Genomic DNA, 25819 nt, shown 5'->3' on the forward strand with positions numbered 1-25819 from the left:
TTGTTGTTTGAGGATACCTTGTAGACAATGGTCACATGCGCTTCATTTCTGAACCCGAGTCTCACGACTTAACATACTCCGACGTTTTTATGGTGCCGAACCGCTCGGCTGTCGCGTCTCGGTTCGATGTTGACTTACGTTCAGTAGATGGAACAGGTACAACAATCCCGGTTATCGCTTCGAACATGACGGCCGTTTCGGGGCGTCGAATGGCAGAAACTCTCGCACGTCGTGGTGGCATGGCAATTCTTCCTCAGGACATCCCGGTTCCAGTCATGGCGCAGACGATCGAGTGGGTCAAAGATCGCCATCCAGTTGTTGAGACTCCGCTGAAACTTTCTGTGACTGACACGGTGTTGCAGGCAATCCACCTCATGCCCAGGCGCGTTCACGGTTGTGCGGTGTTACTTGAGGATGGCAAGTTCGCAGGAATCGTGTCGCAGGAAAGTCTCCAAGGGGTTGACCAGTTCACCTCGCTCGCGGACGTCATGGAACAGCCCCAGGTGACGTTTGATATTTCGGAGTTCGACGACGCGACCAACCGTCGTGCGCTCTTTGACAAGCTTGTTGATGCAAGATTGGACTACGCTCCGGTGCTTTCGGGTGCCGAGGTCGTTGGTTGCGTGACGCGCGCGTCAATTCTGCGGTCCACCATCTATTCGCCTGCCGTAGACGCGGACGGAAGGTTGCGCTTAGGTGCGGCGTTGGGTGTCAACGGCGACGTTGTCGCTCGCGCGCAAGCGCTCGCTGAGGCCGGCGCCGATGTGCTCGTCCTGGACACGGCGCACGGGCATCAAGAAAAAATGATCGAGGCATTGCAAGCCGTTAAGGCTTTGGACTTAGGGCTTCCACTAGTCGCTGGAAACGTGGTGACCGGTAACGGTGCGAGGGACCTTATTGAAGCTGGGGCCGACATCGTGAAGGTGGGTGTTGGACCGGGAGCCATGTGTACGACCCGCATGATGACAGCAGTGGGGCGCCCACAGTTCTCTGCCGTGCTGGAATGCGCTCAGGTTGCCACCGAACTGGGAAAGCATGTGTGGGCCGACGGTGGCGTGAAGTACCCACGCGACGTGGCCCTGGCCCTGGCCGCTGGTGCGAGCCAGGTCATGATTGGTTCGTGGTTCGCTGGCACTCACGAAAGCCCAGGCGACATGCTTGTAGACGAAAAGGGACAGCGTTATAAGGAAAGCTTTGGGATGGCGTCAGCGCGAGCAGTTGCCAACCGCACTCGTGATGAGTCGCCGTTTGACCGTGCGCGCAAAGCCCTGTTTGAAGAAGGCATCTCTTCCGGGCGCATGTTCGTGGACCCGCAGAGCCCTGGGGTCGAAGACCTGATTGACTCGATCACGTCGGGTGTGCGCTCTTCGTGTACGTACGCTGGCGCGCGCACGCTTACTGAGTTTGCTGAACGCGCAGTCGTGGGCATCCAGTCAGCGGCGGGATACGACGAGGGCCGGCCCCGCTTACAGAGCTGGTAAACTCTGAGGTTATGACGAGTGACAGTCTCGGCCGGCGTGAGGCCGGCATCCCAGTATTTAGGCGTATCGCCCAGTTTTCCTTTCTCCAACCCGGATCTGTGCAGTAAATGGAGTGGCTCTATCTTGCCTTAGCGCTCCTCCTGATCGCAGGCACAGGAGTTTTTGTTGCTGCTGAGTTTTCGCTTCTGACGCTTGACAAACACACAGTTGAAGAAGCGGTCCGTAACGGTGAACCCGGGTCGAAGTACTTAGAAAAAGGTCTCCACCACCTATCGACACAGCTTTCTGCTGCGCAAGTGGGGATCACCATTACGACTCTGCTCACGGGTTATCTCATGCAGCCGTCGCTCGGTGCGCTCCTGATTCCATTAGTGGAACAGTTGGGTGCTAGCGAAACCGTCTCGCGTGCTGTGTCCTTGGTCGTTGCGCTTATCGTCTCGACATTTTTGTCCATGGTTGTGGGCGAGCTTGTTCCGAAGAACCTCGCAATTTCTGCGCCAACGAAAGCCGGAAGTGTTGCGGTTCCTCTGCAGTACATGTTTTCCGTGGTATTCCGCCCGGTCATTGCGCTCCTCAACGGAACCGCCAACAAAGCCCTCGTAGCCATGGGAATCGAACCGCAAGAAGAAAGCTCCGCGGGCCGGTCGGCAGATGAGCTGACAAGCCTCGTCCGACACTCGGCAGACGAAGGAACCATGGACGTTCAAACTGCCGACCTCTTGGCCCGTACCCTCAGTATTTCTGAGCGGACAGCGGAAGACGTCATGACACCTCGGACGCGGATGGCCACAGTGGAACGGGACACCACAGCGGCCGAGATCACTGAACTGTCCCGCCAGACCGGTTACTCCCGATTCCCCGTGGTGGGGGACTCGCGGGATGACATCGTGGGGGTCGTACACGTCAAGCAGGCCGTTGCGGTTCCGCTGGCCAACCGTGAGGATGCATACGCAGCGGGGCTGATGACGGACGTCTCCGAGGTGCCCGAAACCATGCCTGTCGACCACCTTCTGGTGGTGTTGCGCAGTCGCGGTAACCAGATGGTGCTAGTGATCGATGAGTACGGTGGAACGGCTGGCGTAGCGACGCTTGAAGATGTCGTTGAAGAGCTTGTGGGTGAGGTGGTCGACGAACACGACCGTTTGAGCGTGCAGGTACGGCCCGCTCGCGATGGGACATGGCTGGTTCCCGGGAGTTTGCGTCCTGACAAGGTGACCGAGGCGTCAGGGATTGAGATTCCCGAAGACGTGGACTACGAAACAATGGCTGGTTTTGTCATGTTTGCTTTAGGCAAGATCCCAGACGTAGGGGATTCGGTGCGCGTGAAAGATGCTTCACTGGTGGTTGAACGGATGCACGGTCACCGGATCGAACGCCTCCGGTTGGTTCCCGATTACCTGGGAGGTGTCGCGTGAACGACTGGATGGGTCTGATCTGGCTGGTATTCCTCTTAGGTGGCAATGCGTTCTTCGTTGCAGCGGAGTTCGCTGTCGTGTCAGCTAAGCGTGCTCAGATTGAACCACTGGCTGAAGAAGGTCGTAAATCGGCCAAAACCACGCTGTACGCTATGGAGCACGTGTCTGCGATGCTGGCGATCTGTCAGTTGGGGATTACGGTGTGCTCCCTGCTTATCGGTAACATTTCGGAACCGGCGATCCACCACCTGCTTGCAGGGCCGTTGCACTATCTGTCGATCCCGGCAGAGGCCTCGGGGGTCATTAGTTTTGTGCTTGCGCTGGGGATCGTGACGTACCTCCACGTGGTGGTTGGCGAAATGATTCCTAAGAACATTGCCTTGGCGACCTCACGCACGGCTGCGCTGTTACTCGCACCACCGCTAGTGTTCTTGGCCAAGATCTTTGGTTTTGTGATTCGCCCTCTGAACTGGTTTGCCAACTTCTTGTTGCGGTTGGTGGGTGTGACGCCACGTAACGACGTGAACGCCGCGTATACGGTCGAAGAAGTGCAACAGATTGTTGCCGAGTCGAAGCGTGAGGGATTACTCAACGACGAAACCGACCTGTTGAAGGGTGCGCTCGAGTTTTCCGACAAGACTGTAGGCGACGTCATGGTGGCTCTGAGCTCCGTCGTGACGATCGATGCCGATGTCACTCCCGAATACATTGAGCACTTAGTGGGACGCACGGGGTATTCGCGTTACATCCTCATCGACAGTGACGGAAGGCCCGACAGTTACATCCACGTTAAGGATGTGCTGTACGCAGATACTCCAGAGACCTACACGGAACCAGTTCCATCCAAGCGATTCCGTTCCATGGTGACTGTTGCTGTTACAGACGAGATTGAAGAAGCACTCGCCACCATGCAACACGCAGGCCACCACGTGGGTCGTGTGGTCGATGGGCAAGGAAAGGTCGTCGGCGTGCTGTTCTTGGAGGACGTACTGGAGGAGTTGGTGGGTGAAGTACATGACGCGATGCAACGAAATCAGCCTCGAGCGACGCGCTAAATTGCAATGTGTAACACGCGTGTCGAATGTGTAAACGTTCGGATTTCGGTCCTGACCTGCATTTTTGAATGAATCTGTGAGGTGTGGCACAATAACTGAAGCTTGAATGTCACAAAGTTATGACTTATCGTTACATTTCGTTACTATGTTGTGACATGGGCGGAACGCCACATGTGTAGTCAAGACGTGAGGAGAAGTTGGTGGAAAACGAAACCACGCAACCTGCTGTACGGCGACGGGATCTTCGCCGGGCACGCAAAGCGCAGTCTCGCAAGTTCCCCACCTTTGCCAAACTCACTTCTCGTTCCGCTACGCCTCAAACCACCTCGGCGGCCCCAGCAGTGCGCGGGTCGAACGGTGCAGCTTTGCGAGCACTGCGTCGCAAGCGCAACGTGACTCTTTCCGCAGTTGGAACTTTTGCAGTTGCAGGTGCAGCCATGACCGCAACGCTCCTTTCAGGTGTAGGTGCGAGCTCCACCGGCGAGGTATCCACAGACGTTTCCGCAAGCTCGCGTGCAGCGTCAAGCGAAAGCGTTTCTGGTGGATCGAACGGTGAAAAAGACGTTTTGGCCGGACAGAACGGTGCGGTCGGCGGTGTTAAAGCCGACGCAAAGGGAGATCCACACGCATCCTCGCTGTCGGTGAAGCGCACGGCTCTGCCTGGCTGTGAAGGTAAGGTTCCAGAAGGCGAAGCGTCTAACGGGCAGTTGCCGGAAGAGTGGTTGTGCAACTTGGGTATCGGTGACCACAAGTTGCGTCAGGATGCCGCTGTTGCGTTTGCAAAGATGAACGCAGCCTACAAGGCTGAAACTGGAAAAGACTTCGAACTCACTGACACATACCGCACTCTGGATTCACAGGTGAGCGTTGCGGGTCGCAAGCCAGGTTTGGCGGCTAAGCCGGGAACGTCCCTCCACGGTATGGGTCTGGCAATCGACTTTGGTGGCGGTGCTGCACAAGCGAGTGGACCGTTGTACGATTGGCTGGTAAAGCACGGTCACGAATACGGCTGGGAAAACCCAGACTGGGCTAAGTCGTCGAAGTACGAACCATGGCACTGGGAATATGTGCCTGGGCGTAAGGACGTTAAAGGCTACTGAGCTGAATCGTTCGGTTTAACGAGGGGCGTAACAGTGAAAGATTTTGTCGTCGAAACGCTTGAGAAGCACGCAAATACGGACGCGTACGAACCTGTTGAACCTGGTATCTACCGAAACCTGTCTCAGGATGACTATTCTGTTGCCCTGACTTTCACTACGGAGGAAGGTGAGGACCAGTACCCGCTCGAAGACCTGCTTGACAAGTTCTTCGTACACGTATCTGACTTCATCACTGACCCTGAGAAGCTTGAAGAAGCTGGAAACCGCATTACGCTTGAGTTCAGCGGTGACCTTGATGACGTGCAGAAAGTTGCGCAATTGGTGGGCAAAACCGTGCGTAATGAGGAAGCTGAGGTCGACGGTAACGCAGTTGTGCGTCTGGTGATTGACGACGCATAAGCACAATTTGTGGCGGGGTAGGGGCATTGCGCGGTTCCAAGCGTGTATGACCCTCCGTGTCTGAACCTCCAGTGGTACACTTGTCGAGGTTCCCGCCCGCGTAGCTCAGTGGATAGAGCGTCTGCCTCCGGAGCAGAAGGTCGTAGGTTCGAATCCTGTCGCGGGCACCATGTGATCAGTCGGGACATAGTTGACATTGTCAGTCGCGACATGGTTGACACTTTACGCCGCAGGGTTAGAGCGTTGTTCTAGCTTTGTGGCGTTTGTGTTTGGGTGGGGTGGGTGTTCTTGATCAGGTTGGGTTGGTAACGACGGCCTGTGTCGATGTTGTGTTCGGCGATGATTTCTCCGGTTTCTGTGTTGGTTGTTAGTGCGTGGTTGCCGGTGATGACGGTGAGTGTGCCTGTGCCTGTGTGGGCGCGGCCGATGCCGAGGTATTTCATTTGTCCGGCGAATCGAAGTGTGATGCGGGCTGCTTGGCTAACGCTCATGTGTTGTTCGGTCACGGCTTTAACGATGGCGAGGTTGGGGTTGTTGTAGCTCATGGCTCATTGTCGCTGGCTGGATGTGTCAACGATGTCGCGACTGATGTGTCAACTATCACCACTGGTGCGGGAGTGGGGTGGAAGTGTCAACGATGTCCTGACTGATGTGTCAACTGTCTTGGACAAAACCGCTGGGTGTTGGTGTCAACTATGTCCTGACGCAGGACACTGTCGCGGGCACCAGATACGGCTCCTGGTCAGCGGAAACGCCGATCAGGGGCCTTCTTCACGCCTGCATAGAGTGGGCATGTACGCACTGAGGTACGCAATACGCGACACGTCGCGCCCGCCACGCGAGGCGTGGCCGGGAGACCTCCTGAGGAGTAGGTGATCAGCCTGCTCGTGAACGAAGAAGACTGGCATGACCACAAGCGCCCGCATCATCCGCCACACCGAGCCCCGCGCGTGGCTTGGCTGCCTCACGTGTTATTCGGAAGCCGATCTCGTCGGCAGGTGGTACGACGCCGAGGACTGCGACGAGGTCACCCCTGCCCAGCTGCACGGTCACGCGACCGACCACGAGGAACTCTGGGTGATGGACCACGAGGGCATCCCTGTCGCCGGCGAGATGGACCCCATGACCGCGGCCCAGTGGGGCCGCGTCCTCACCTCGGTGCCGGAGCACCAGCAGGAGGCCCTCTTCGCCTGGGTTCGCTCCGGCAGCTACCTCGCCGAGGGCGAGGGCGGTTTCCCGTCGCTCGAGGCGTTCGAGGACCGCTACGAGGGCGAGTGGTGCTCATGGCGCGAGTACGCCGACCACATGCTCGAGGAGGGCGGCCTGCTCGAGGGCGTCTCCGACAAGGTCCGCCGCTACATCGACTACGACCAGTGGGCGCGTGACCTGCTGATGGACTACACGGTCGAGGACGCCGAGGACGGCGGCGTCATCGTCTTCCGCAACCTCTGAGCTATAGGCGCGTATACTGCACTGTCACGTAAGCGCGCCTATAGCATGTCTGACAGATTCCTTCCTCCCATAGGAGCCCACCATGCGACGCCACCTGATTACCGCCACCACGCTCGCCATCGCCGCCACCGCCCTGCTCACCGGCTGCAGCGGCAACAACCTCGAGGGCACCTACCTCGACGCCAAGGAGGGGCGCTACATGTTGATCCTCGGCGAGGACGGCACCTGCGGCCACCAGGAGCGGACCAACCCGCAGGCCGAGATCGACGCCGACTGCTCTTGGAGTCGCAACGGCGACGAGCTGACCTTCGTCGGCCTGATGAGCTACAACGTCTACGGCACGGTCAACGACGACGGCTCGATCACCATCCCGCACCAGAACCACGTCACCTCGAAGCTGCTACAGAAGCAGGAGAGCTGAGCGCGATCACGAGACCCCCGGGGAGCATCCGCTCCTCGGGGGTTCTTTTTCTTGACCTCCGTGAATGCGACGGCCAGAGGATAATGAAGCATGCGCATCAAAGACTTCTTCGAGGAGCCAACGGAGACTGGCAACCCCTGGGACTCATCGGAGCCGGTTCTCAACGCCGGCCTGATCACCCAGCTCGCACAGGGCACCGCCCACGACCCGAACCCACTGGAGACAGCGCTCGAGCTCACCAGGCTCGTCCGAGCAGAGTACGAGTCCTACGGCACCGAGAAGTCGCACCTGCGGACCGACGAGGACGAGGCGAGGGCCGCGCTCAAGGCGCTCCGCATGCTCCTCAAACGGCGGGGCATCGTCTTCGACCCCCATGGCGTGACTTCTCCGAGTTCCAGAGCCACTGGACGGCTGAAGGTGCCCGGGGTAGCGGTAGCTGGCAAGCCCGCCGCGACATCATCGAGAAGGTGTTTCGGCCGATCCAAAACCAGCTTGAGGAGGCCGAAGCGCGGCAGTTCCTTGGCGAACTGACCGAAGGCATCTCGCCGCACGGCGATCTCGGCTGGACCGATGTCGACGATCACATCTCACAGCTACGGCAGCGCTTCAGGTCAGCCTCCACGCCTGTCGACTACAAGGACGTGGGCAACCGTTGTGTCGATGTCCTCGCGGCGCTCAGCGCCCACGTCTACGACCCTGAGGCGCACTGCCCACCGGGACTCTCAGAGCCTCCGGTCGACAAGACCGACATCCGCATCGGCGCGCACATCGACCACCGTCTGCCCGGCAAGTCCAATGAGGAGCTGCGGGGGCTGACCAAGAAGGCATCGGCTCTCGCCCACAAGCTGAAGCACTCGCCGAAGGCCGACCGGACCACGACCGGCATCACCGCGGATGCCGTGATTCTGTTGGCGAACATCTTGCGTCGACTCGAGGACGGCTGAGGGCCTCCACTCAGACCATGGCGCCCGTCGATCCTCCTGCGTCGGATCACCGGGCATTGGGAGGTGTGGTCACCTACCAGCTGAGTACCTGTCCAGCTAGGTGTACCCGTTGAACACGGGGCGGGTCCCTGCCTACGCGCTGTTCACCTGGGTCCCATGTTGATAAGATGGACACATCTGCACAGGGGGTCTAGACGATATGAACACCACAGGCAAGCTCGTCGGCTACGCGCGGGTCAGCTCAGCCGACCAGAACCTCGACCGGCAGCTCGAGGTGCTCAGCCGGGCCGACAAGATCTTCACGGAGAAGATCTCCGGCAGCAGCCGGGAGCGGCCCGAGCTGACCCGGATGCTCGAGTACGTCCGCGAGGGCGACACCGTGCTCGTCAAGAGCCCCGACCGCCTCGCCCGGTCGACCACCGACCTGCTCGCCCTCGTCGAGCAGCTGCGCGCCAAGGACGTCCAGATCGAGTTCATCGACAATCCTGCGCTGAACACCGATACGCCGCAGGGGGAGTTCATGCTCACCGTGCTGGCAGCGATGGCACAGCTCGAGAGGGCGACCATCCGGGAGCGCCAGGCCGAGGGCATCGCCATCGCCAAGAAGAAGGGCGTGTACGCCCGCACCAAGCGCCTGACCCCCGAGCAGATCACCGAGGCCCGCGAGCGGGTCGAGGCGGGTGTCGCCCATGCTCGGGTGGCCAGGGAGCTGAGCGTGTCCCGCACGACCCTGTACGCCGCCCTGAACGGCTCCGGGGCCTACGCGACCACCTGAGCCCCCCACGACACACAGAAGCGCCCCGGACATCTCGTCCGGGGCGCTTGCCGTGTGGGAGGTAACGGAGTGCGGGTCTCACGCAGACTGCCTCCAGTCGCTGTCGTCCTCAGGGACCTCAGGGATGAACCCGGCCTCGTCGGCCGGCGACGACTTCATGCCCTCGTCCCGGCGCACATGCTCGACATCGCGGTCGCTCTTGTCCTTCGTGACCTTCACGCCCGTCTTGGAGCCGACCCCCTTGATGAGGTTGCTGATGAGCGTCGGGGCGACGATCACCGAGGCGACGAGCGCCGAGATGCCGCCTGCGATCCAGACGTTCTGGAAGATCCCCCATCGCCTGCGTCAGCAGCAGCCGCACGACCATGAAGCCGACCGTGTACAGCACGGCCATGAGCGCGAGCCGCCAGATGGGCGAGCGGGCCCGGAACGCCTGGAACTCCCGCCATGCCGTGCGCAGCGCACCCTTCGTCTCGCGGGAGTCGGGGCCGTCATCCTCCGGCAGCACCAGCAGCGCTGCCTTGAGCATGGGGCCGACGAACCGGAACCCTCGCGGGAGCATCGTGGCACCGCTACGCCGCCCTGCGCCGCTGAACCCCGAATCTCCTCAGCAGGAGCCCGCGGGAGTGTCAGTGCTCAGTGTCTGCGGGTCGAGCGCGGCCGAGAGCATCCCCAGGATCTCGGGAACGACCGCGTAGTAGGCCCACTTGCCACGCTGCTCACGCGTGACCAGGCCGGCGTCGACGAGCTGCTTCATGTGATGCGAGACCGTGGGCTGGGAGAGGCCGACAGGCTCGGTCAGATCGCACACACACGCCTCCCCGCCGGACTGCGCAGCCATCATCGACAACAGCCGCACACGGGTCGGATCACCGAGCGCCTTGAACATCCGTGCCAACTGCTGCGCATCCTCGACCGCGAGCACCCCACCCGTGACGGGGGCGCAACATCCTCCCGTGTCGGTCGCGACCAGCGGCAGTGAGATCGGCATGCCCTCGACCCTACGCCATGCATTGACAAATGTCGATGTATCGATGAACATCAATATGTAGTAGGGGCACCCCGCGGGAAATGGAGCACGCAATGAGCGAGAACGAGAACACCGAGCTGCGCGAACAAGTCCGCGCCCGCTACGCCCAGGCCGCGACCGCGGTCACCACCGGCACCCGCAACGCTGACCTCCTGGTCGAAGAGACGTCTGTCTCTTCGTGCTGTTCCAGCACCTCCGCTACAGAGGGATCGAATGAGGCGGCCGACGACTCGTGCTGCGCTCCGACCAAGCGGAGCTTCGGCGCGGGTCTCTACGACGAGGCGACCGCCGCCGGACTCCCATTGGAGGCGGTCGAGGCCAGCTTGGGCTGTGGCAATCCCACGGCGGTCGCTGAGCTGCACGAGGGTGAGACGGTGCTCGACCTCGGCTCCGGTGGCGGCATCGATGTGCTGCTCTCCGCACGCCGTGTGGGACCGACCGGGTTCGCCTACGGCGTGGACATGACCGACGAAATGCTCGCCCTGGCCGAGAAGAACAAGATCGAGGCCGGGGCGGAGAACGTCGAGTTCCTCAAGGGCACCATCGAGGACATACCGCTTTCGGACGGGTCGGTGGAAGTGGTGATCTCCAACTGCGTCATCAATCTCTCCACCGACAAGCCCGCCGTCCTTGCTGAGATGTTCCGCGTCCTCGCGCCGGGTGGCCGTATCGGGCTCTCCGATGTCGTCGCCGAAGACCGCCTCACCCCCGAAGAGCGTGCTGACCGCGGTTCCTACGTTGGGTGCATCGCCGGAGCCCTGTCGAAGACCGAGTACCTCGACGGCCTCGCCAAGGCGGGGTTCAAGGGTGCGAGCGTGGAGTTCACGCACGAGGCCGCGGACGGGATGCACGCCGCGATCATCCGCGCCACTAAGCCTACGAACTAACCGCATACCCCGAGCTAACGAGGAGACTGAGCAGCACGATGCCCGCACCCCCGAACACCACGAGCACGAACACCCCAGCGCCTGCGCCTGCGGCGAGGCGGCAGTTGTCGACGTTGGATAAGTGGCTGCCGGTCTGGATCGGGCTGGCTATGATCGCAGGCCTCCTCCTGGGCCGCTTCATCCCCGCCCTGGCTGACGTGCTCACGAGGATGGAGGTCGCGGGCATCTCGGTGCCGATCGGACTGGGCCTGCTGGTGATGATGTACCCGGTGCTCGCGAAAGTCCGCTACGACAAGATCGCCGCCGTCACCGGCGACAAGAAACTCCTGGTGTCCTCGCTGGTGCTGAACTGGCTGCTCGGCCCCGCGGTCATGTTCGCCCTCGCCTGGCTGTTCTTGCCCGATCTACCGGAGTACCGCACCGGCCTCATCATCGTCGGCCTGGCCCGTTGCATCGCGATGGTCGTGATCTGGAACGACCTCGCCTGCGGTGACCGCGAAGCCACCGCCGTGCTGGTGGCGATCAACTCGATCTTCCAGGTCATCGCGTTCTCGTTCCTCGGCTGGTTCTACCTCACGACCCTCCCCGGCTGGCTCGGCCTCGACACCCAGGGTCTGGACGTCTCGGTCGGGCAGATCGCCCTCAACGTGCTCGTCTTCCTCGGCGTACCGCTGGTCGCGGGGTTCGCGACCCGCTGGATCGGTGAGAAACGCAAGGGCCGCGCCTGGTACGAGGAGAAGTTCATCCCGCGCGTCGGGCCGTGGGCGCTCTACGGGCTGCTGTTCACGATCGTGCTGCTCTTCGCCCTCCAAGGCGAAGCCATCACGCATAATCCCCTCGATGTCGCGAGGATCGCGTTGCCGTTGCTTGTCTACTTCGCGTTCATGTGGTTCGCAGGCCTCCTGCTCGGCAAGGGCATCGGCCTCGGCTACGCCCGATCCACCACGCTGGCGTTCACCGCGGCGGGCAACAACTTCGAGCTCGCCATCGCCGTCGCCATCGGCACCTTCGGCGCAACCAGTGGGCAGGCCCTGGCCGGGGTGGTCGGCCCGTTAATCGAGGTGCCTGTCCTCGTCGCTCTCGTCTACGTCTCCCTGTGGGCTGCACGCCGCTGGTTCCGCACCGACCCCTACCAGAACGAAGCGAGCCCCCGATGACCACCGATACCACTCCGACGGTGTTGTTTGTCTGCGTCCACAACGCCGGGCGCTCCCAGATGGCCGCCGCCTTCCTAACCCACCACGCCGCGGGCCGCATCGCGGTCCGCTCCGCTGGGTCGGAGCCCACCCACCAGCTCAACCTGGCCGTGGTCGAGGCCATGCGCGAGGTCGGCATCGACATCACGGCCGAGCGTCCGAAGCTGCTGACCCCCGACGCGGTGCAGACCGCTGATGTGGTCATCACGATGGGGTGCGGCGATACCTGCCCGTTTCTCCCCGGCAAGCGCTACGAGGACTGGCAGCTCGACGACCCCGCAGGGCTTGGGCTCCAGGAAGTGCGCACTATCCGGAACGAGATCGAGACCCGCGTCCGCATCCTCATCGCCGAACTGCTCGGTCCTCAGGAGACCGATGAGTGAGCATGCCGACGTCGTTGTGATCGGCGGTGGCCAAGCGGGCCTGGCCGCCGGCTACTATCTGCGCCGGGCGGGGCTGAACTTCGTGATCCTCGACCGGCAGGACCGTGCAGGCGGCGCCTGGCGTCATGGCTGGGACTCGCTGCGACTGTTCTCCCCGGCCGAGTACAGCCCGCTGCCGGGCTGGCCGATGCCGCGCCAGCGGGGCGAGAGGTTCCCCACCGCCGGTCACGTCGTCGAGTACCTGCACGACTACGAACAGCGCTACGAGCTGCCCGTGCACCGGCCCGTCCAGGTCAGCGACGTCCGCGCCCACAGCCGCGGGCTCAGCGTTGAGACCGACCGGGGCACCTGGCACGCCGCGTTTGTCATCAGTGCTACCGGCACCTGGGAAACCCCCTTCATGCCCGCCTATCCGGGCATGGCCGAGTTCGCGGGCGAGCAGCTACACACGGTCGACTACTCCGTCCCGGAGCGATTCCGCGGCCAGCGGGTGCTGGTCGTCGGTGCCGGCAATTCCGCCGCGCAGATCGTCGCCGAGGTCTCCACCATCGCGGAGACGACCTGGGCGACCCGACACCCGCCCCGGTTCATGCCCGATGATGTCGATGGCCGCGTGCTCTTCGACACCGCCACCCGAGAAGAAGCCGCCCGGAAGGCGGGAACACATGCCGATGGCGTCTCCGGTCTAGGCGACATCGTCATGGTCCCCAGTGTCCGTGCTGCCCGCGACCGCGGCGTGCTGCGTCCCCGCCCCCTGTTCGACCGGCTCACCGCCGAGGGAGCGGCCTGGAGCGACGGCACCATGGATCCCTACGACGCGATCATCTGGTGCACCGGTTTCCGTCCCGCCCTGAACCATCTCGCCTCCCTGGGCCTGAGGCGCGAGAACGGCGTGCCCAAGACCATCGGCACACGCTCCGCCGACGAGCCCCGCCTGCATCTGCTCGGGTACGGGGATTGGACCGGCTTCGCCTCAGCCACCCTGATCGGGACGGGCAGGACGGCCAAGGACGCAGTCCATGACATCACCAGCCATCTCCCCGCGGCGTCACCCCCACAATAGATAAGCCGTCGCTTGTGTCATAAGCAGTCGCTTGTTAGTGTGGGGGCATGTCTTCACCGATACAAATTCCGGCCGTGGCCTCGGACCTCTCGGCCAAAGAACGCGCCACCTACCTGGCCCCCACCCTCTCGGCTCTGGCCGACGAGAACCGTCTGACAATCGTGCTGTGCCTCGCCGATGGCGCCAAGACGAACAAGCAGCTGCAGGAGGCCACCGGCCTCAGCCAGGCACTGGTCAGCCACCACGTCTCCGCCCTGCTCAAAGCGGAACTGATCGAAGTGGCCCCGCAGGGCCGGTCGAACCTCATCTCGATCTGCTGCGAACAGTTGGCCGCCCCAGTTCAATGGCTGGCCCACCTTGCCACCCTGACTCCCGCCGGACAGCGAGCCTGCTGCACCGAGGCCGAGATCCCGGCGCGCAGTGTGGTGACCGATGCTGACTGACACGCTCGGCACCTTCGCACTGCTGCTGGGCGAGCTGCTGGCCCTGTTCCTCGTCGTCTCGACCGCCGTCGCGCTGATCAACCGGCGATTCGGCCCGGAGAAGATGCGCGACTGGATGAGCAGCGGGAAAGTCCCCGGACCCATCAAGGGACTACTTTTGGGGGCGGTGACTCCATTCTGCTCCTGCTCGACACTGCCGATGCTGGTCGGAATGCTCAACGCCGGGGTCGCCTTCCAGACAGCGATGACATACCTCATCGCCTCACCGCTGCTCAACCCGATCATCGTCGGCAGCATCGGAATCATCTTCGGGTGGACGACCGCCATCGTCTTCACGCTCTTCACCCTGGCCGTCTCACTGCTCGCCCCGTGGGTATGGCGCGGCCTGGGCCTGGAGAAGGCGCTCAAGCGCGTGCGCGTGCAGGGCGAGAAGACGCCCGAGCCGTGGAAAGGAATGCGCGGCGAGATGCCCGGAGCGCTCCGCCAAGCCTGGACCGATCTGCGCCCCCTGCTTGTGCCCATGCTCATCGGCGTGGCGATCGGAGCCGCGATCTACGAGTTCGTCCCCGAGGATCAGCTGACCGCCTTCGCCGGAGCCAACATCTGGTGGGCGGTGCCCCTCGCGGCGATCATCGGCATCCCACTTTACATCCGCTTGGAGACCATGCTCCCGATCGGGCTGGCCCTCCAGTCCGTCGGTGTGGCCCTCGGCCCGATCTTCGCCCTGATGATCGGCGGGGCCGGGGCCTCCCCGCCAGAGGTCTCGATGCTCACGGCGGTCTTCAAGCCACGGCTTCTCGTGACATTCGTCGTCACCATCCTGGCCGTCGCGATCGCCGGCGGCTACATCCTCACGATCACAGCCTGATCCCGACAACTGTCCCTGTAAACCCACCACAGGAAAGGAACCACCATGGGACTGAAGGACCTGTTCACCGGACGCTCGAAGAACGAGCAGTCGGACTGCTGCAACGTCGAGATCATCCCGGCCGACGAAGCCGATAAGCAGCAGAACACCAACACTGAAGCACCTCAGCAGACAGGCATGAGCTGCTGCCAGGACGCCAACACAGAAGGCTGATCCTTCCCACGGAACTTCGAAGCTGTGTCATAGGAACAGCCACGAGGGCCCCGCCACTGGCGAGGCCCTCGCCGTGTGCGCAATCCAACCCTTCGACCATGCCACGCTGCTCGCCACCGATACCGCGCAGACCTCAGCTGCAGTGAGCACGACGAGATGTGACGACACCTGCCCGATCTTCCCCGGCAAACGCTACGAGGACTGGCAGGTGAACAACCCCGCAGGACTTGGGCTCGACGCTGTGCACCCCATCCATAACGAGATCGGATCCCGCATCCGCGACCTCATCACCGAACTCACCTGACCCAAGATCACGAACGGCCCAGCGCACCTGCCGAGCATGGATCTCTCCCTCTTCACCGATAGCCCCGGCCGGCCCTGGCCGGGGCTATTCCGTCGTCTCCATCATCGGACCCTGCCGGTGATCCTGCGCGCCTCGTCCTCATGACGACGCGCCTCGGCCTCGGCATCATCGGCCTCGTGCAGCACCTGACGGGCGCGATCGCGCATGTCGGCGATCTCGATCGGACCCAGTGCCATGTCCATCACCCCCTCTCCTAGTCGCCCAGCCCGTAGCCACGATCGTGGTAACGGGAGATCTCGATGGTCTGTTCACGGGCCTGCATGTCGAGCTTGGCCCGGCGCGACCGGGACAAGAGCCCCTGCTCGCGCGCCTCGCGCTGCGCCTCGGCCTGCTGACGCATCGTGTCCTGCATGACCGGCTCGAGCTTCGACTTGCCGAAGCGGCTCGGCAGCCACGGGCCCCGCTTCTCGTTGTAGGTGACATCTGCGACCACACCGGAGACACGATCGCCCTTGATGTCGACGTAGTTGTCGCCAGCGGCCTGCTCGAGCTCGGCAACCTTCTGTCGACTGATCTGGATGAAGCCGTGCTTCTTGCCCGACGGACTCGTTGCCTGGTGGAGGCTGAGGCCGTGCTGGCCGTAGGCCGCATGGGTGCCTGCCCGCAGCTGGAAGTCCACCATCGAGGGCTGCTTCGCTCTCTGCCGCGCGATGAGCTCGAGGCCCGTCTTGTCGATCCCGTAGAAACCGTCGATCTTCTTGTGCTCGAGGGGCTCCTGGGCCGTCTGCGGGGACTGCACGGGCCCCGTGACCGTCGGGGCCGTCTCGTCGCGGTCACGGTCCTCGTCGGTCGTCGCCCGGCGCCGACGGCGCGGTGCGACCTCGAGGTCCTCGTCCTCGACCTGAGCCCCCTGCGCTGCGGGAGACTTCGGCTCCCACAGCATGACATCATCAAGCGCAGCCTCATGCGCCGGCGCGTCGGCCATGATCGCGTCCAGCCGGGACGCGACCGGGTCGACCGGCAACTCGCGCTCGGGCACCTTGGGAGCCTTGGCGCGCTGCTTCTCGGCCTCGATGTTGCGCTCGATCGCAGCCTCGATCGCGGTCTTCTCGAAGTCACGCCCGAGCTTGGAGGCCCGGCGCTTGTCCGACGTCGCGATGGGCATGTAGTCCGCCCCGTCGAAACCGAGACGGAGCATCGCATAGCTGACACCCTTGCCGCGCTCCTCGGCGTCCACACCGTTGGCCCGCGCCGCCCGAGCAAAGGACTCGAAGTCAGTGAAGTCGTCCTGCTCGAGCGTCGCGCTGATGCGGTCCTTGAGCACCGCCACGGATGTGATCAGTCGGGACATAGTTGACATTGTCAGTCGCGACATGGTTGACACTTTACGCCGCAGGGTTAGAGCGTTGTTCTAGCTTTGTGGCGTTTGTGTTTGGGTGGGGTGGGTGTTCTTGCTTGTGTCGATGTTGTGTTCGGCGATGATTTCTCCGGTTTCTGTGTTGGTTGTTAGTGCGTGGTTGCCGGTGATGACGGTGAGTGCGCGTGTGCCTGTGTGGGCGCGGCCGATGGCGAGGTTGGGGTTGTTGTAGCTCATGGCTCATTGTCGCTGGCTGGATGTGTCAACGATGTCGCGACTGATGTGTCAACTATCACCACTGGTGCGGGAGTGGGGTGGAAGTGTCAACGATGTCCTGACTGATGTGTCAACTGTCTTGGACAAAACCGCTGGGTGTTGGTGTCAACTATGTCCTGACGCAGGACACTGTCGCGGGCACCATTGAATCCACGCACGTTGATCGTGGAAAAGACACTAGCTGTACTTCGTTAAGTCGATATCGAAGTATGTGATCAGAGCTATTGCCCACGTGCCAATCAAGGTAAAGAAACCCAAGAACCGCAAGTGCCCAACGATCGATTTGTTGTGGGACCCCTTGCGTTTTGCCCGGGCGGCCAGAACCCACGCTGTGACAGCGCCTCCAACGGAGAACATCACAGTGGCCAATGCGACACACATGCGTGGCAACATCAAAATCGGCTGCGCCCACAGCACGCCGACCGCAATCACGACGACGAAGAACAGGACCCACCCAAAAATGCTGAGGATAGGGCGCGCGAGCGTCCAGCGGGCTGGAGCAGCAAGTATGACAGCAAAGAACGTGGCAAACGCTGCAATAGTCAGCAAAAAACCTGCTGTCAGCGGGGTTGACTCAGTGCCCTCACGGAACATCAGCCCGGTGAGTGCGCCAGTCCAGAAACCCAGCAACAACACAAACACCAAGGCGATTCCACCGAGGTGAACGGGATTACCAATGCGCTTTCCCAAAGACATGACTGACTCATTTTTGAGCGCTTCACTTTCCGAAGCGGTAAAGACAGCTTCAGGATTCCTCGTGACCACGTCGGCAAAGCGGTAGGGGTCGCCCAGAGTCTGTGACAGGGGAGCGCGTCCTGACGACCCGACGACGTAGTGAAGGTACTCCACGGTTCGGTTCACAGTGAGGTGATCCACCCCGTTGTGATTGAGCCGGTGAACAACTGACCACGCCCACTGAGCGTCTACTCCTTGAAGGTTTCCAATAGGGCGGTGTGGTGGATGTGACATAGTGTAAGGGTAGCGAAACGCGAGCATGTGTTGAACACCCGCTTTATCACTGCGTCGAGCCTGGAATAATCAGTCCCAGGCTCGACGTGTAGCCAATAGTTCTTCAACGTATCGTTCGCCGAATCCAGACAGAGATAAGTTCTAGGACCAGCACCGTGACCAATATGATGATCACGATGTAGCTGACAACATCAAACTGCAACACTCGGTTCGCTTCAAGCAGGTAGTAACCAATCCCGCCCGCGCCCACGATCCCTAAAAGGGTTGCAGATCGGATGTTGTGGTCAAGCTGGTAAAGAATGTGAGCAACAAAGGCTGGCATAGCCTGGCGAAATGCAGACGCTACATATATTTGAAACTCTCCGGCCCCACAGGCTCTTGTAGCATTTTGCACACGTGTGTCGGTTTCTTCCAGCGAATCGGCCACCAACTTGCCCAGGAGACCTACAGAGCCGATACCAAGAGCGATAGTTCCTGGAACCGGGCCAAGACCCATCATGACGATAAGCACGATCGCGAGAATCAACTCGGGAAGGGCTCTAATAATCACAATCAGTGTGCGGAAAATTGCTGCGATCTGCGGACTGGGGCTGGTGTTTTGGGCGGCCAACGACCCGATCGGGATAGCTAAGGCCACACCAATCAGCGTGGACGCAAGCCCGATCTGAACTGTAACAAGCATCGCTTCGGCGAAAGTCTCACCAATTCCTCCGTCCGAAGGTGGGAAGAAATGGCCGGCCGTATTCGGGATGTTTAAGAGACCTTCAACCACTCGCGACGGAGTCGCCTCAACATAGGTCCACGACCCTACAACTATCAGGAGGACGAGGACCACAGATAGAAAGCGCGAGATTCTCGCGCTGTCCCACCTGGGCGAGACACGAATTCGACCTGAAGATAGCACCTGTGGCGAGTGCGAGTCGTGATTGTTCTTTGTCGTGTCCGACCGTTTAGCGAAAATCTTTTGCAAGCCTTTAGGCAGTTCTTGTCGCCCGAGCAGTGCAAGGCGAATTGACCCCGAAATAAGCTCGATAACGAGACACAGAACTAAGACGACTAGGGCCAGGGCCATGCCACGCTGATAGGTCATTGTTGAAAGAGCTTCAGAAAGGGCGTAGCCCAATCCGCCAACGCCTACGAAACCCAGAAGAACTGAGGCTCTAATATTGATGTCAAACCGGTGTAGCGCAGTAGCAACGACCTGTGGCATCAGCTGCGGTAATACTCCTGCAATTACTTGCTGATAGCGCTGGGCTCCTGTAGAACGCAAAGATGTCAGCGGCCCTTGGTCTAGGTCTTCAATTGAATCTGCGTACAACTTGCCGATCATTCCGATCGAGTGCAAGCCCATGGCCAGTACGCCAGGGAGGGAACCGAGGCCAAAAATACGGAAGAAGACAATGGCAAAGACAAGATCTGGAATTGCCCGCATCAGCACAATAAATCCACGAGCCAGTAATGAGCTTGTCTCGCCGAGCGCCGTAGTCTTAGCTGAAAGAAAAGCTACCGGAAGACTAATGATTACCGCGAGAACAGTTGCTGCGGCAGCGTATGCGAGAGTCTGAACGGTGAGCGCAAAGATTTCCCCCACGGGTGGAAAGTCCAGAGGGAACATTCGCTTGACGAAATCTACTGATTTCTCAAAACCGGTGAAAAGCTTTGATGGTGTAAAACCTAAATCAACGAGCGACCACACCGCGGCGACTGCGAGTAGAACCAAGACTGTCTTAGCCACATATTCGTTGACTTTCGTAAGACTGATGCGCCGCCGGTTCACAGAGACAGTAGGTTGATTTACAAGAACAGAGCTTTGTGCCATTGTGTTGCCGCCTACACTAATTCGACCGTGTGCGTTGTGCGCCTGATCCCTGGTAAACACTGAGTAAGTCTTCACGAGAGATCGATGAGCAATTTTCGTTCATGACGATCCGGCCGGAATTTAACCCAAAAATGTGGTCTCCGTACTCTTTCGCTAGATCTATTTGGTGCAAACTACATACAAGGGTGATTCCGTATTCTTCACATATTCCGCGTAGGAGTTCCATGACTTCTACTGAGGAAATCGGGTCGAGTGAGGCTACCGGCTCATCGGCCAAAAGAATAGTGGGTTGCTGGATAAGTGATCTTGCGATTGCAACCCGTTGCTGTTGTCCACCTGATAACTTGTCTGCTCGTTGGAATGCCTTATCAGCCAGACCAACGCGTGCTAGACGATGCATAGCATCCTCTTTAACTGCGCGGGGGTAACTAAACAAGCCCAACCGCGGTCCTCGTAGGGACGCGAGCGCCCCGGTACAGACGTTTTCGAGAACACTCATCGATCCGACCAAATGAAAGTGCTGGAAAATCATGCCCACGCTAGAGCGCAACTCTCTAAGGCAGCGGCGAGATGCGTCTTTGACAGATACGCCTAGCGTTTGGACAGAACCAGAGGTGGGCTTCTGGAATCCGTTGATATGTTGTAGGAGCGTGGATTTTCCTGATCCTGAAAGGCCCAGCAAGACATTCATTTCGCCAGGTAAGAATTCCACTGAAACGTTGTCGAGGGCAGTCACGTCACCCCACTTTTTGGTGACATGATCGAAGCGAACTAGAACAGAATTGCTCTCGCTGCGAGGATGATCAGCAGACGCAGTGTGGGTGGCAGAATGACGTGGCACGGTCTCACCTTTCGGCTATGTTTACCTGAGGGTTTTACGAGTCAAAGCTAGATATATGTTCCCACCGCAAAGCGGTGGGAACATATGAGACGGTAGTTAACCGCTATTTAACACAACTTTCAGACTGGGTGATGTCGCACACCTTGCGGATTCCGTCATACAAGTTGTCTTCAACCGGCACATATCCGTAAGCGCCTTCTTCAGGCAACACACAGTTTTCCTCTGAGTCACAGATGCCATCTTCCACCATGGCTGGTTTATTGATCTTTTCACGGAATACACGGGTGACTTCTTCTTGCAAGTCATCCGGCAACTGCGTACTTACGACCACGGGAGATCCGGGAATTTCTTCTGAAGTCCATACAGTCTTAACTGCATTCTTATCGATCTGACCCTTTTCAATGAGCGTCTTCATTGTCGGGTCGGAAACGAACCCGGCGTTGCAAGTTCCGTCGGCAACCGACAATGCAGATGAATCGTGTCCACCAGCCATCACTTTTGTAATGTCCTTAGAGTCCGGGTCAATGCCTTCTTGTAACAAGCCTGCGGATGGGAAGAGGAATCCAGACGTTGAGGTTGGGTCAACGAAGCAGATCTTCTTGCCTTTGAAGTCTTTCAACGAGGCGATCTGGCTGTCTGCCTTTGTAATTCCGAGTGAGGTGTAGCTAGGCTTGGCATCGGGCGATTCCGCAACTGCCCCAACGGGTTTGACTCCCGCGTCACCGTCTGCAGCTACCACATACGAAAACGGTCCAAGAGCCCCAATTCCGACTTGGCCGGCGCGGAGAGCTTCGATAACCGCCGCATAGCTTGTTACTTCCTGAACCTCGACTTTGAGACCGAGCTCTTTTTCAAGCATTTTGACCGTGGTCTCGAAACTCTTGGCCAGTGTGGTTGACGACTCTGAAGGAATAGAAGCAAAGGTAATCGTGTCAGGCCACTCAGGGTTCTTCTTTTCGTTCGATGAGCCACCGCACGCTGCGAGAGTCAGTGCTAGCGTGGCCCCGATTACGGAAAGGATTACTTTCTTGATGGTGGAAAGAAACATGAAGGGCTCCTTCAACATGAGGAAAACTCTGATGCTGTGCTTTAAGTGGATCTAGTTGGGGGTGGTGCTGATAGGGGGTCAGTGTGATTCGTCTATATCGAGGAGAAACCTGGACATCGTGCTAATCGCATCATCAAGCGAACCATTATTTTCAATCACGAGGTCTGTGTCGGCTTCCGGGGCTGGGTCGTCCCTGCCAAGGCGCTTGCGAACGTCGTCAGCCTCTTCACGCCCTCTCTTCAAGAGACGCTCGAGGCGGACGCTTTCATCGGTAGTGACTTTGACCGTTAATGAGTTCCCAAACACGTCCGGCAGTTCTTTCAAAACCCCACGAGAGATATTGGCTACTACGATTTTTCCGTGTTTCACGTAGTCGATAAGTTCACAGGGAAGCGCATAGGACAGGCCGTGGGCCTCCCACGTAAGTGAAAACTTTCCGTCTTTTTTCTTCTGTAAATAGTCGTCGTGAGATATTTCTACGTGATCTTCTCCGTTTCCTTTAGGACGAGTTATATATCGGCGGGTAAAGATAAAGTCATCGGCGATTTCTGCGTGGGTCGACGCCAGTACGCGTTGAACACCATCAATGATGGAGTCCTTTCCAGTGCCTGAAGGTCCGACGACTGCGACGAAAACGCCTGTGCGTGAACGTGTCATAGCTATACGACTCGCTTTCCGGAACGCCACACACTTCGCACCACCGGAATAGGCAGGTGCGCAGGTTGGTGCGTCTCTGGGGTACCGGTGTGGACATGGACACGAACGACATCTGCTCGGTACCCCGGCGCGATTACACCTCTGTCTTCGAGGCCGACGGCACGCGCGGGATTACTACTCACCAGTGCTGAGGCTTCAGACACTGACAGATGTCCCTGTGCAACAAGCGCAAACATTGCCTGGAGCGGGCTGGCGGGTACATAGTCGCTCGACAAAATGTTGAGGAGTCCTTCGTGTAGAAGATCAATCGCAGCCACATTTCCCGAGTGCGAGCCACCACGGACAATGTTCGGTGCGCCCATCAGAACCTGTTGTCCGTGACCTCGGGCAGCGTGTGCAGCTTCGACAGTGGTGGGAAACTCTGATATTGCAACGTTGAGACTGGCAGACTCGTCTGCATGTGCCGAGGTGGCATCGTCATGTGCTGCCTTTGTGAGATTCTTCGCGTTGGCGCGCTCCGCAAGTAGCTTGCGATTGAGGTCGGAGTACTTTTCGGCCAGCGCGTAGAGCTTTTGGACATGCTCATCGAACTCGCCCTCGGTCAGACGGCCTTTGCCCAGCATGTATGTTTTGAACGCTTCGATGTTTTCGTATTGGCGTTGACCAGGTGTGTGGTCCATGAGAGAAACCAAACGAATCAGCTCGTGATCAGCAAGCTGATCGAACATATCAACGACGTCTGCTGTTGACACTTCGCACCTAAGGTGGATGAAGTGCTCAGCTCTCAACAAGTCCGCACCCGCAGCGTGCTCTACGGCTTCAATAAGTTTGTGAGCGCTACGAGCCATTGAGTTGCCGTCAGTGGGGCCGGTACCTATCCGAATAGCATCAAATACTGTTGTTATGCCTGAGGCCGCCATTTGTGCATCGTGGGCTAGGACTGCAGGAATTGGGTCCCAGAATCGTTTTGGACGTGGCTGGTAGTGCGTTTCAATTTGGTCTGTGTGCAGTTCAACCAGCCCGGGGATGAGGTAATCGCCGTTGAAATCGTGGTGTTCAAAACCCGTGACGTTGAGGCGCGGGTCTTCTGAAATATCCGCGATAGCGCCGTTTTCGACGGTTACTGACCCAGTAATGTCACCGGTGGGAAGCGCAATCTGAGCGTTATTGAGTACGAGAGACATGGTTGCTACCTGTTCATTTGCTTGTTGAGAGCGTTGCCAGATGAGAGCGAGTGAATCGACGAAACGCGAAAGGGTTCTCTAGGTACCGGTTCCACACACACAGCGAGTGTGCGAAGCTCAATGTCTGAACCTTGAAAGCACGAAAACCGTTGAGCAACTTCTCGTTTCAGTGCGTTGCTATGTGTTTCGGACACGGAGTCGGTGAGTGTGAAATGCAGTTTGAACTGGTCAAATACCCAGGGATAGCCCCATTCGTTCAAGAGATACTTCTGGTGATCAGTTAGTTCGTTGGGTTTACGTTTGAGCCATTCGTCATGTCTGAGCGGAGCTCGGAACTTATCGAATGTTTTGACCACTCGAGCAGCAAAATCATTGACCTCGCCTATCCGGTTGGGGTCCCCGGGAACGAGCGCATAGAACTTCTCCGTACGTCCAATCGTTGCGAGCGAAAGCTGAGGAATCACCACTGGCTGAGTGGTCTTGCAGAACGAATCCACTTCGTCTAAGAGTTGCGCTTCGTCCACATTTTCTGCGAGCCGGAACGGAGCTTTCAAAGTTGCGTGAAATCCGTATCGTGCGGCCTTTTGAACGAAAGGTTCGAACTGTGGATCAGCAAACCACGCGGAAGCCGTTTCGAAAAGACGTCGAGCGTCTTGCGAATCGTTTTCCGGCGAGGCGCCAGGAACTGCGTAGATTGCGTAACGCATTACTGGTACTCCCGGGGCGCGTTAGCTGAGAAAGCTGAAACATCCAAAGTGAAATCCGCTACGGCATCACGAACATATTGGTCGTGGAAGATCCCCAGGATTGCGGTACCGGTCTCTTGACGCTCCCGGATCATTTCGACGACGACATCTCGATTTTTCGCGTCGAGGGATGCCGTTGGTTCGTCCAAGAGGAGGAGTGGACGCTGAGAAGCGAAGCCACGCGCGATGTTCACACGCTGTTGTTCGCCACCCGAAAACGTTGCTGGAGGAATAGACAACATACGTTCAGGCACTGACAACCGTGAAAGCAGCTCCCGAGCGGTGTCGTGGGCCACCTCAGGTTCGTGTCCCTCAGTAATGAGCGGTTCAGCAACGATGTCCAAGGTTGATACACGGGGAACAACTCGCAGAAACTGGCTGACATATCCCATGAAGTTGCGTCGCACGGACAAAATGGTGCGCGCTGATGCTTGAACGAGGTCCACAGTATCTTCGTCACTGTGCACACGAATCGAGCCAGAATCAGCTTTGTAGCTGCCATATACCATTTTCATTACTGAGCTCTTGCCTGCCCCGGAATCTCCACCGAGCACGACACATGTTCCTTGATCAACGGAAAAGTTAACGTCTTTCAACACAGGAAGCTCAAGCGAGCCTTGCAAATGAAGCGTAAACGTCTTGCTGACGTCGTTGACGCTCAATACAGTGGTGTCTTTCATGGTGCGAATCAACCTTGCAGAATAGAGGATACGAGGAGCTGTGTGTACGGAGCTTGCGGGTCTTCGAGGACCCTGTCGGTCAAGCCAGATTCGATGACCTGTCCGTCTTTCATGACGATTGTCCGGTGCGAAATGAGCCGGGCCACAGCGAGATCGTGCGTGACGAGCAGCATCGCGACGTTGAGTTCGGCCACCAGTTGCCTGATGAGGTCCAAGAGGCGGGCTTGCACCGAGACGTCAAGACCACTCGTGGGTTCGTCCATAAAAACCAGCCGAGGTTGATAGACAAGGTTTCTGGCGATCTGTAGTCGCTGCCGCATTCCCCCTGAAAAAATATCTGGTGAGTCGCAGATCCGCGATTGAGGAATTTCTACTTTTTTAAGCCATTCGCTGGCTGCGCTGTTAACAACGGAAAATCGACGCTCGCCATTGGACATCAAGGGTTCGCCAATGTTTGCTCCCGCACTTACATACATCCGGAGACCGTTAGTCGCGTCTTGATGGACAAACCCCCATTCGGTTCGCCACAAGCGTCGAATATCTTTTTCGGAGAGTTCGCTGAGGTCGAGCTCGTGGTCCTTGTCCAGCGAACCCCGTGTGCGGTAAAGGATTGATCCCTCGTCGATAGAAAGTTTCTGGCTCAGCATCCCCAAGAGCGTGGACTTTCCCGAACCTGACTCACCAACAATCGAGACAATTTCTCCCGGCCACAGATCAAAACTGACGTTGCGACAACCGTAGTGAGAACCGTACAGGTGGCTTGCACTCTTTACTTCGAGCAGAGGCTTCGCGTCTGTGTCTTGTAATTTCATT

General features: G+C 59.1%; 32 protein-coding genes, 1 tRNA gene and 1 pseudogene. 19 read left to right on the forward strand and 15 right to left on the reverse strand.

The window, feature by feature from the left end:
• The first annotated feature begins 35 nt into the window (after nt 1-35).
• The 6 genes from MHX53_RS07420 (at nt 36) to MHX53_RS07445 (ending at nt 5620) form a co-directional block, all read left to right on the forward strand.
• Nucleotides 36-1481, forward strand: a complete 1446-nt coding sequence (locus MHX53_RS07420) for a GuaB1 family IMP dehydrogenase-related protein (protein ID WP_239271883.1) — start codon at nt 36-38, stop codon at nt 1479-1481.
• Between the two features lie 107 nt (nt 1482-1588).
• A complete protein-coding gene (locus tag MHX53_RS07425; RefSeq protein ID WP_239271885.1) occupies nt 1589-2896 on the forward strand; it encodes a hemolysin family protein in 1308 nt (435 codons plus the stop codon).
• Entirely contained in the window at nt 2893-3951 is a 1059-nt protein-coding gene (locus tag MHX53_RS07430; protein WP_239271887.1) for a hemolysin family protein, read from the forward strand. Before MHX53_RS07425 ends, MHX53_RS07430 begins: the two co-directional genes overlap by 4 nt.
• A 200-nt stretch (nt 3952-4151) precedes the next feature.
• A complete protein-coding gene (locus MHX53_RS07435; protein ID WP_204514487.1) occupies nt 4152-5051 on the forward strand; it encodes a M15 family metallopeptidase in 900 nt (299 codons plus the stop codon).
• Between the two features lie 33 nt (nt 5052-5084).
• A complete protein-coding gene (locus tag MHX53_RS07440) occupies nt 5085-5450 on the forward strand; it encodes a hypothetical protein (RefSeq protein ID WP_239271889.1) in 366 nt (121 codons plus the stop codon).
• A 94-nt stretch (nt 5451-5544) separates the two neighbouring features.
• A tRNA-Arg gene (locus tag MHX53_RS07445) sits at nt 5545-5620 on the forward strand.
• 78 nt (nt 5621-5698) lie between these two features.
• On the opposite strand, the gene MHX53_RS07450 is transcribed toward MHX53_RS07445, so the two are convergent.
• A complete protein-coding gene (locus tag MHX53_RS07450) occupies nt 5699-5995 on the reverse strand; it encodes a hypothetical protein (RefSeq protein ID WP_239271891.1) in 297 nt (98 codons plus the stop codon).
• A 361-nt stretch (nt 5996-6356) separates the two neighbouring features.
• On the opposite strand from MHX53_RS07450, the gene MHX53_RS07455 reads away from it, so the two are divergent.
• The 5 genes from MHX53_RS07455 to MHX53_RS07475 all read left to right on the forward strand — a co-directional run bounded on the left by MHX53_RS07455 (nt 6357) and on the right by MHX53_RS07475 (nt 9042).
• Nucleotides 6357-6902 carry an antirestriction protein ArdA gene (locus tag MHX53_RS07455; protein ID WP_239271892.1) on the forward strand — a complete coding sequence of 182 codons (546 nt, stop codon included), beginning with the start codon at nt 6357-6359 and terminating at the stop codon, nt 6900-6902.
• 82 nt (nt 6903-6984) lie between these two features.
• Nucleotides 6985-7323 carry a hypothetical protein gene (locus MHX53_RS07460; RefSeq protein WP_239271893.1) on the forward strand — a complete coding sequence of 113 codons (339 nt, stop codon included), beginning with the start codon at nt 6985-6987 and terminating at the stop codon, nt 7321-7323.
• 90 nt (nt 7324-7413) lie between these two features.
• On the forward strand, nt 7414-7854 hold the full coding sequence (locus MHX53_RS07465) for a hypothetical protein (protein WP_239271894.1): 441 nt from the start codon (nt 7414-7416) through the stop codon (nt 7852-7854).
• Nucleotides 7791-8267 (forward strand): hypothetical protein, encoded by a 477-nt coding sequence (locus tag MHX53_RS07470; RefSeq protein ID WP_239271895.1) that lies wholly within the window; start codon nt 7791-7793, stop codon nt 8265-8267. The genes MHX53_RS07465 and MHX53_RS07470 overlap by 64 nt, the downstream gene beginning before the upstream one ends.
• 199 nt (nt 8268-8466) lie before the next feature.
• A complete protein-coding gene (locus tag MHX53_RS07475) occupies nt 8467-9042 on the forward strand; it encodes a recombinase family protein (protein ID WP_239271896.1) in 576 nt (191 codons plus the stop codon).
• A gap of 78 nt (nt 9043-9120) precedes the next feature.
• Here MHX53_RS07475 and MHX53_RS07480 read toward each other — a convergent pair whose 3' ends face one another.
• Nucleotides 9121-9321 (reverse strand): hypothetical protein, encoded by a 201-nt coding sequence (locus MHX53_RS07480; protein WP_239271897.1) that lies wholly within the window; start codon nt 9319-9321, stop codon nt 9121-9123.
• Nucleotides 9322-9649: 328 nt separating this feature from the next.
• Entirely contained in the window at nt 9650-10033 is a 384-nt protein-coding gene (locus MHX53_RS07485) for a metalloregulator ArsR/SmtB family transcription factor (RefSeq protein ID WP_239271899.1), read from the reverse strand.
• A gap of 92 nt (nt 10034-10125) precedes the next feature.
• Between MHX53_RS07485 and arsM the strand changes: the two genes are divergently transcribed.
• From arsM to MHX53_RS07525, 8 genes are all read left to right on the forward strand, one after another.
• Nucleotides 10126-10959: an arsenite methyltransferase gene (arsM, locus tag MHX53_RS07490; RefSeq protein ID WP_239271901.1), complete on the forward strand. Its 834-nt coding sequence runs from the start codon at nt 10126-10128 to the stop codon at nt 10957-10959.
• Nucleotides 10960-10997: 38 nt separating this feature from the next.
• Entirely contained in the window at nt 10998-12116 is a 1119-nt protein-coding gene (arsB, locus tag MHX53_RS07495) for an ACR3 family arsenite efflux transporter (protein WP_239271903.1), read from the forward strand.
• Nucleotides 12113-12538, forward strand: coding sequence for an arsenate reductase ArsC (locus tag MHX53_RS07500; protein WP_239271905.1), 426 nt, complete (start codon nt 12113-12115; stop codon nt 12536-12538). Before arsB ends, MHX53_RS07500 begins: the two co-directional genes overlap by 4 nt.
• Nucleotides 12531-13601 (forward strand): ArsO family NAD(P)H-dependent flavin-containing monooxygenase, encoded by a 1071-nt coding sequence (locus tag MHX53_RS07505; RefSeq protein ID WP_081046163.1) that lies wholly within the window; start codon nt 12531-12533, stop codon nt 13599-13601. Before MHX53_RS07500 ends, MHX53_RS07505 begins: the two co-directional genes overlap by 8 nt.
• 47 nt (nt 13602-13648) lie before the next feature.
• Entirely contained in the window at nt 13649-14044 is a 396-nt protein-coding gene (locus MHX53_RS07510; RefSeq protein ID WP_239271907.1) for a metalloregulator ArsR/SmtB family transcription factor, read from the forward strand.
• Entirely contained in the window at nt 14034-14912 is an 879-nt protein-coding gene (locus MHX53_RS07515; RefSeq protein ID WP_239271909.1) for a permease, read from the forward strand. Before MHX53_RS07510 ends, MHX53_RS07515 begins: the two co-directional genes overlap by 11 nt.
• Nucleotides 14913-14957: 45 nt before the next feature.
• On the forward strand, nt 14958-15125 hold the full coding sequence (locus MHX53_RS07520) for a hypothetical protein (protein ID WP_239271911.1): 168 nt from the start codon (nt 14958-14960) through the stop codon (nt 15123-15125).
• A 142-nt stretch (nt 15126-15267) separates the two neighbouring features.
• A complete protein-coding gene (locus MHX53_RS07525) occupies nt 15268-15429 on the forward strand; it encodes a hypothetical protein (RefSeq protein WP_239271913.1) in 162 nt (53 codons plus the stop codon).
• Nucleotides 15430-15530: 101 nt separating this feature from the next.
• Here the strand turns inward: MHX53_RS07525 and MHX53_RS07530 are convergent, their stop codons facing one another.
• From MHX53_RS07530 to phnK, 12 genes and pseudogenes are all read right to left on the reverse strand, one after another.
• Nucleotides 15531-15671, reverse strand: coding sequence for a hypothetical protein (locus tag MHX53_RS07530; protein WP_239271915.1), 141 nt, complete (start codon nt 15669-15671; stop codon nt 15531-15533).
• A gap of 11 nt (nt 15672-15682) precedes the next feature.
• Nucleotides 15683-16780, reverse strand: coding sequence for a relaxase/mobilization nuclease domain-containing protein (locus MHX53_RS07535; RefSeq protein WP_239271917.1), 1098 nt, complete (start codon nt 16778-16780; stop codon nt 15683-15685).
• A gap of 60 nt (nt 16781-16840) precedes the next feature.
• Nucleotides 16841-17002, reverse strand: a pseudogene (locus MHX53_RS07540) (IS481 family transposase); the annotation flags it as partial.
• A gap of 237 nt (nt 17003-17239) precedes the next feature.
• Nucleotides 17240-18031: a hypothetical protein gene (locus MHX53_RS07545; RefSeq protein WP_239271919.1), complete on the reverse strand. Its 792-nt coding sequence runs from the start codon at nt 18029-18031 to the stop codon at nt 17240-17242.
• A 103-nt stretch (nt 18032-18134) separates the two neighbouring features.
• The gene (gene phnE, locus MHX53_RS07550) at nt 18135-19850 is read right to left on the reverse strand and encodes a phosphonate ABC transporter, permease protein PhnE (protein ID WP_239271921.1); all 1716 of its coding nucleotides are present in this window, start codon (nt 19848-19850) and stop codon (nt 18135-18137) included.
• Nucleotides 19851-19866: 16 nt separating this feature from the next.
• A complete protein-coding gene (gene phnC / locus MHX53_RS07555) occupies nt 19867-20691 on the reverse strand; it encodes a phosphonate ABC transporter ATP-binding protein (protein WP_293850245.1) in 825 nt (274 codons plus the stop codon).
• A gap of 103 nt (nt 20692-20794) precedes the next feature.
• Nucleotides 20795-21739, reverse strand: a complete 945-nt coding sequence (locus MHX53_RS07560) for a phosphate/phosphite/phosphonate ABC transporter substrate-binding protein (protein ID WP_239271923.1) — start codon at nt 21737-21739, stop codon at nt 20795-20797.
• 78 nt (nt 21740-21817) lie between these two features.
• Nucleotides 21818-22396, reverse strand: coding sequence for an AAA family ATPase (locus tag MHX53_RS07565; protein WP_239271925.1), 579 nt, complete (start codon nt 22394-22396; stop codon nt 21818-21820).
• A 2-nt stretch (nt 22397-22398) separates the two neighbouring features.
• Entirely contained in the window at nt 22399-23580 is a 1182-nt protein-coding gene (locus tag MHX53_RS07570; RefSeq protein WP_239271927.1) for an alpha-D-ribose 1-methylphosphonate 5-triphosphate diphosphatase, read from the reverse strand.
• Nucleotides 23581-23585: 5 nt separating this feature from the next.
• A complete protein-coding gene (locus MHX53_RS07575) occupies nt 23586-24287 on the reverse strand; it encodes a DUF1045 domain-containing protein (protein ID WP_239271929.1) in 702 nt (233 codons plus the stop codon).
• Complete coding sequence (phnL, locus tag MHX53_RS07580; protein ID WP_239271931.1) at nt 24287-25006, reverse strand: phosphonate C-P lyase system protein PhnL; 720 nt, start codon at nt 25004-25006, stop codon at nt 24287-24289. The genes MHX53_RS07575 and phnL overlap by 1 nt, the downstream gene beginning before the upstream one ends.
• 8 nt (nt 25007-25014) lie before the next feature.
• Nucleotides 25015-25818: a phosphonate C-P lyase system protein PhnK gene (gene phnK / locus MHX53_RS07585; RefSeq protein WP_239271933.1), complete on the reverse strand. Its 804-nt coding sequence runs from the start codon at nt 25816-25818 to the stop codon at nt 25015-25017.
• Nucleotide 25819 lies beyond the last annotated feature (1 nt).

This window comes from Brevibacterium sp. ACRRH, assembly GCF_022346365.1.
Lineage (GTDB): Bacteria > Actinomycetota > Actinomycetes > Actinomycetales > Brevibacteriaceae > Brevibacterium > Brevibacterium paucivorans.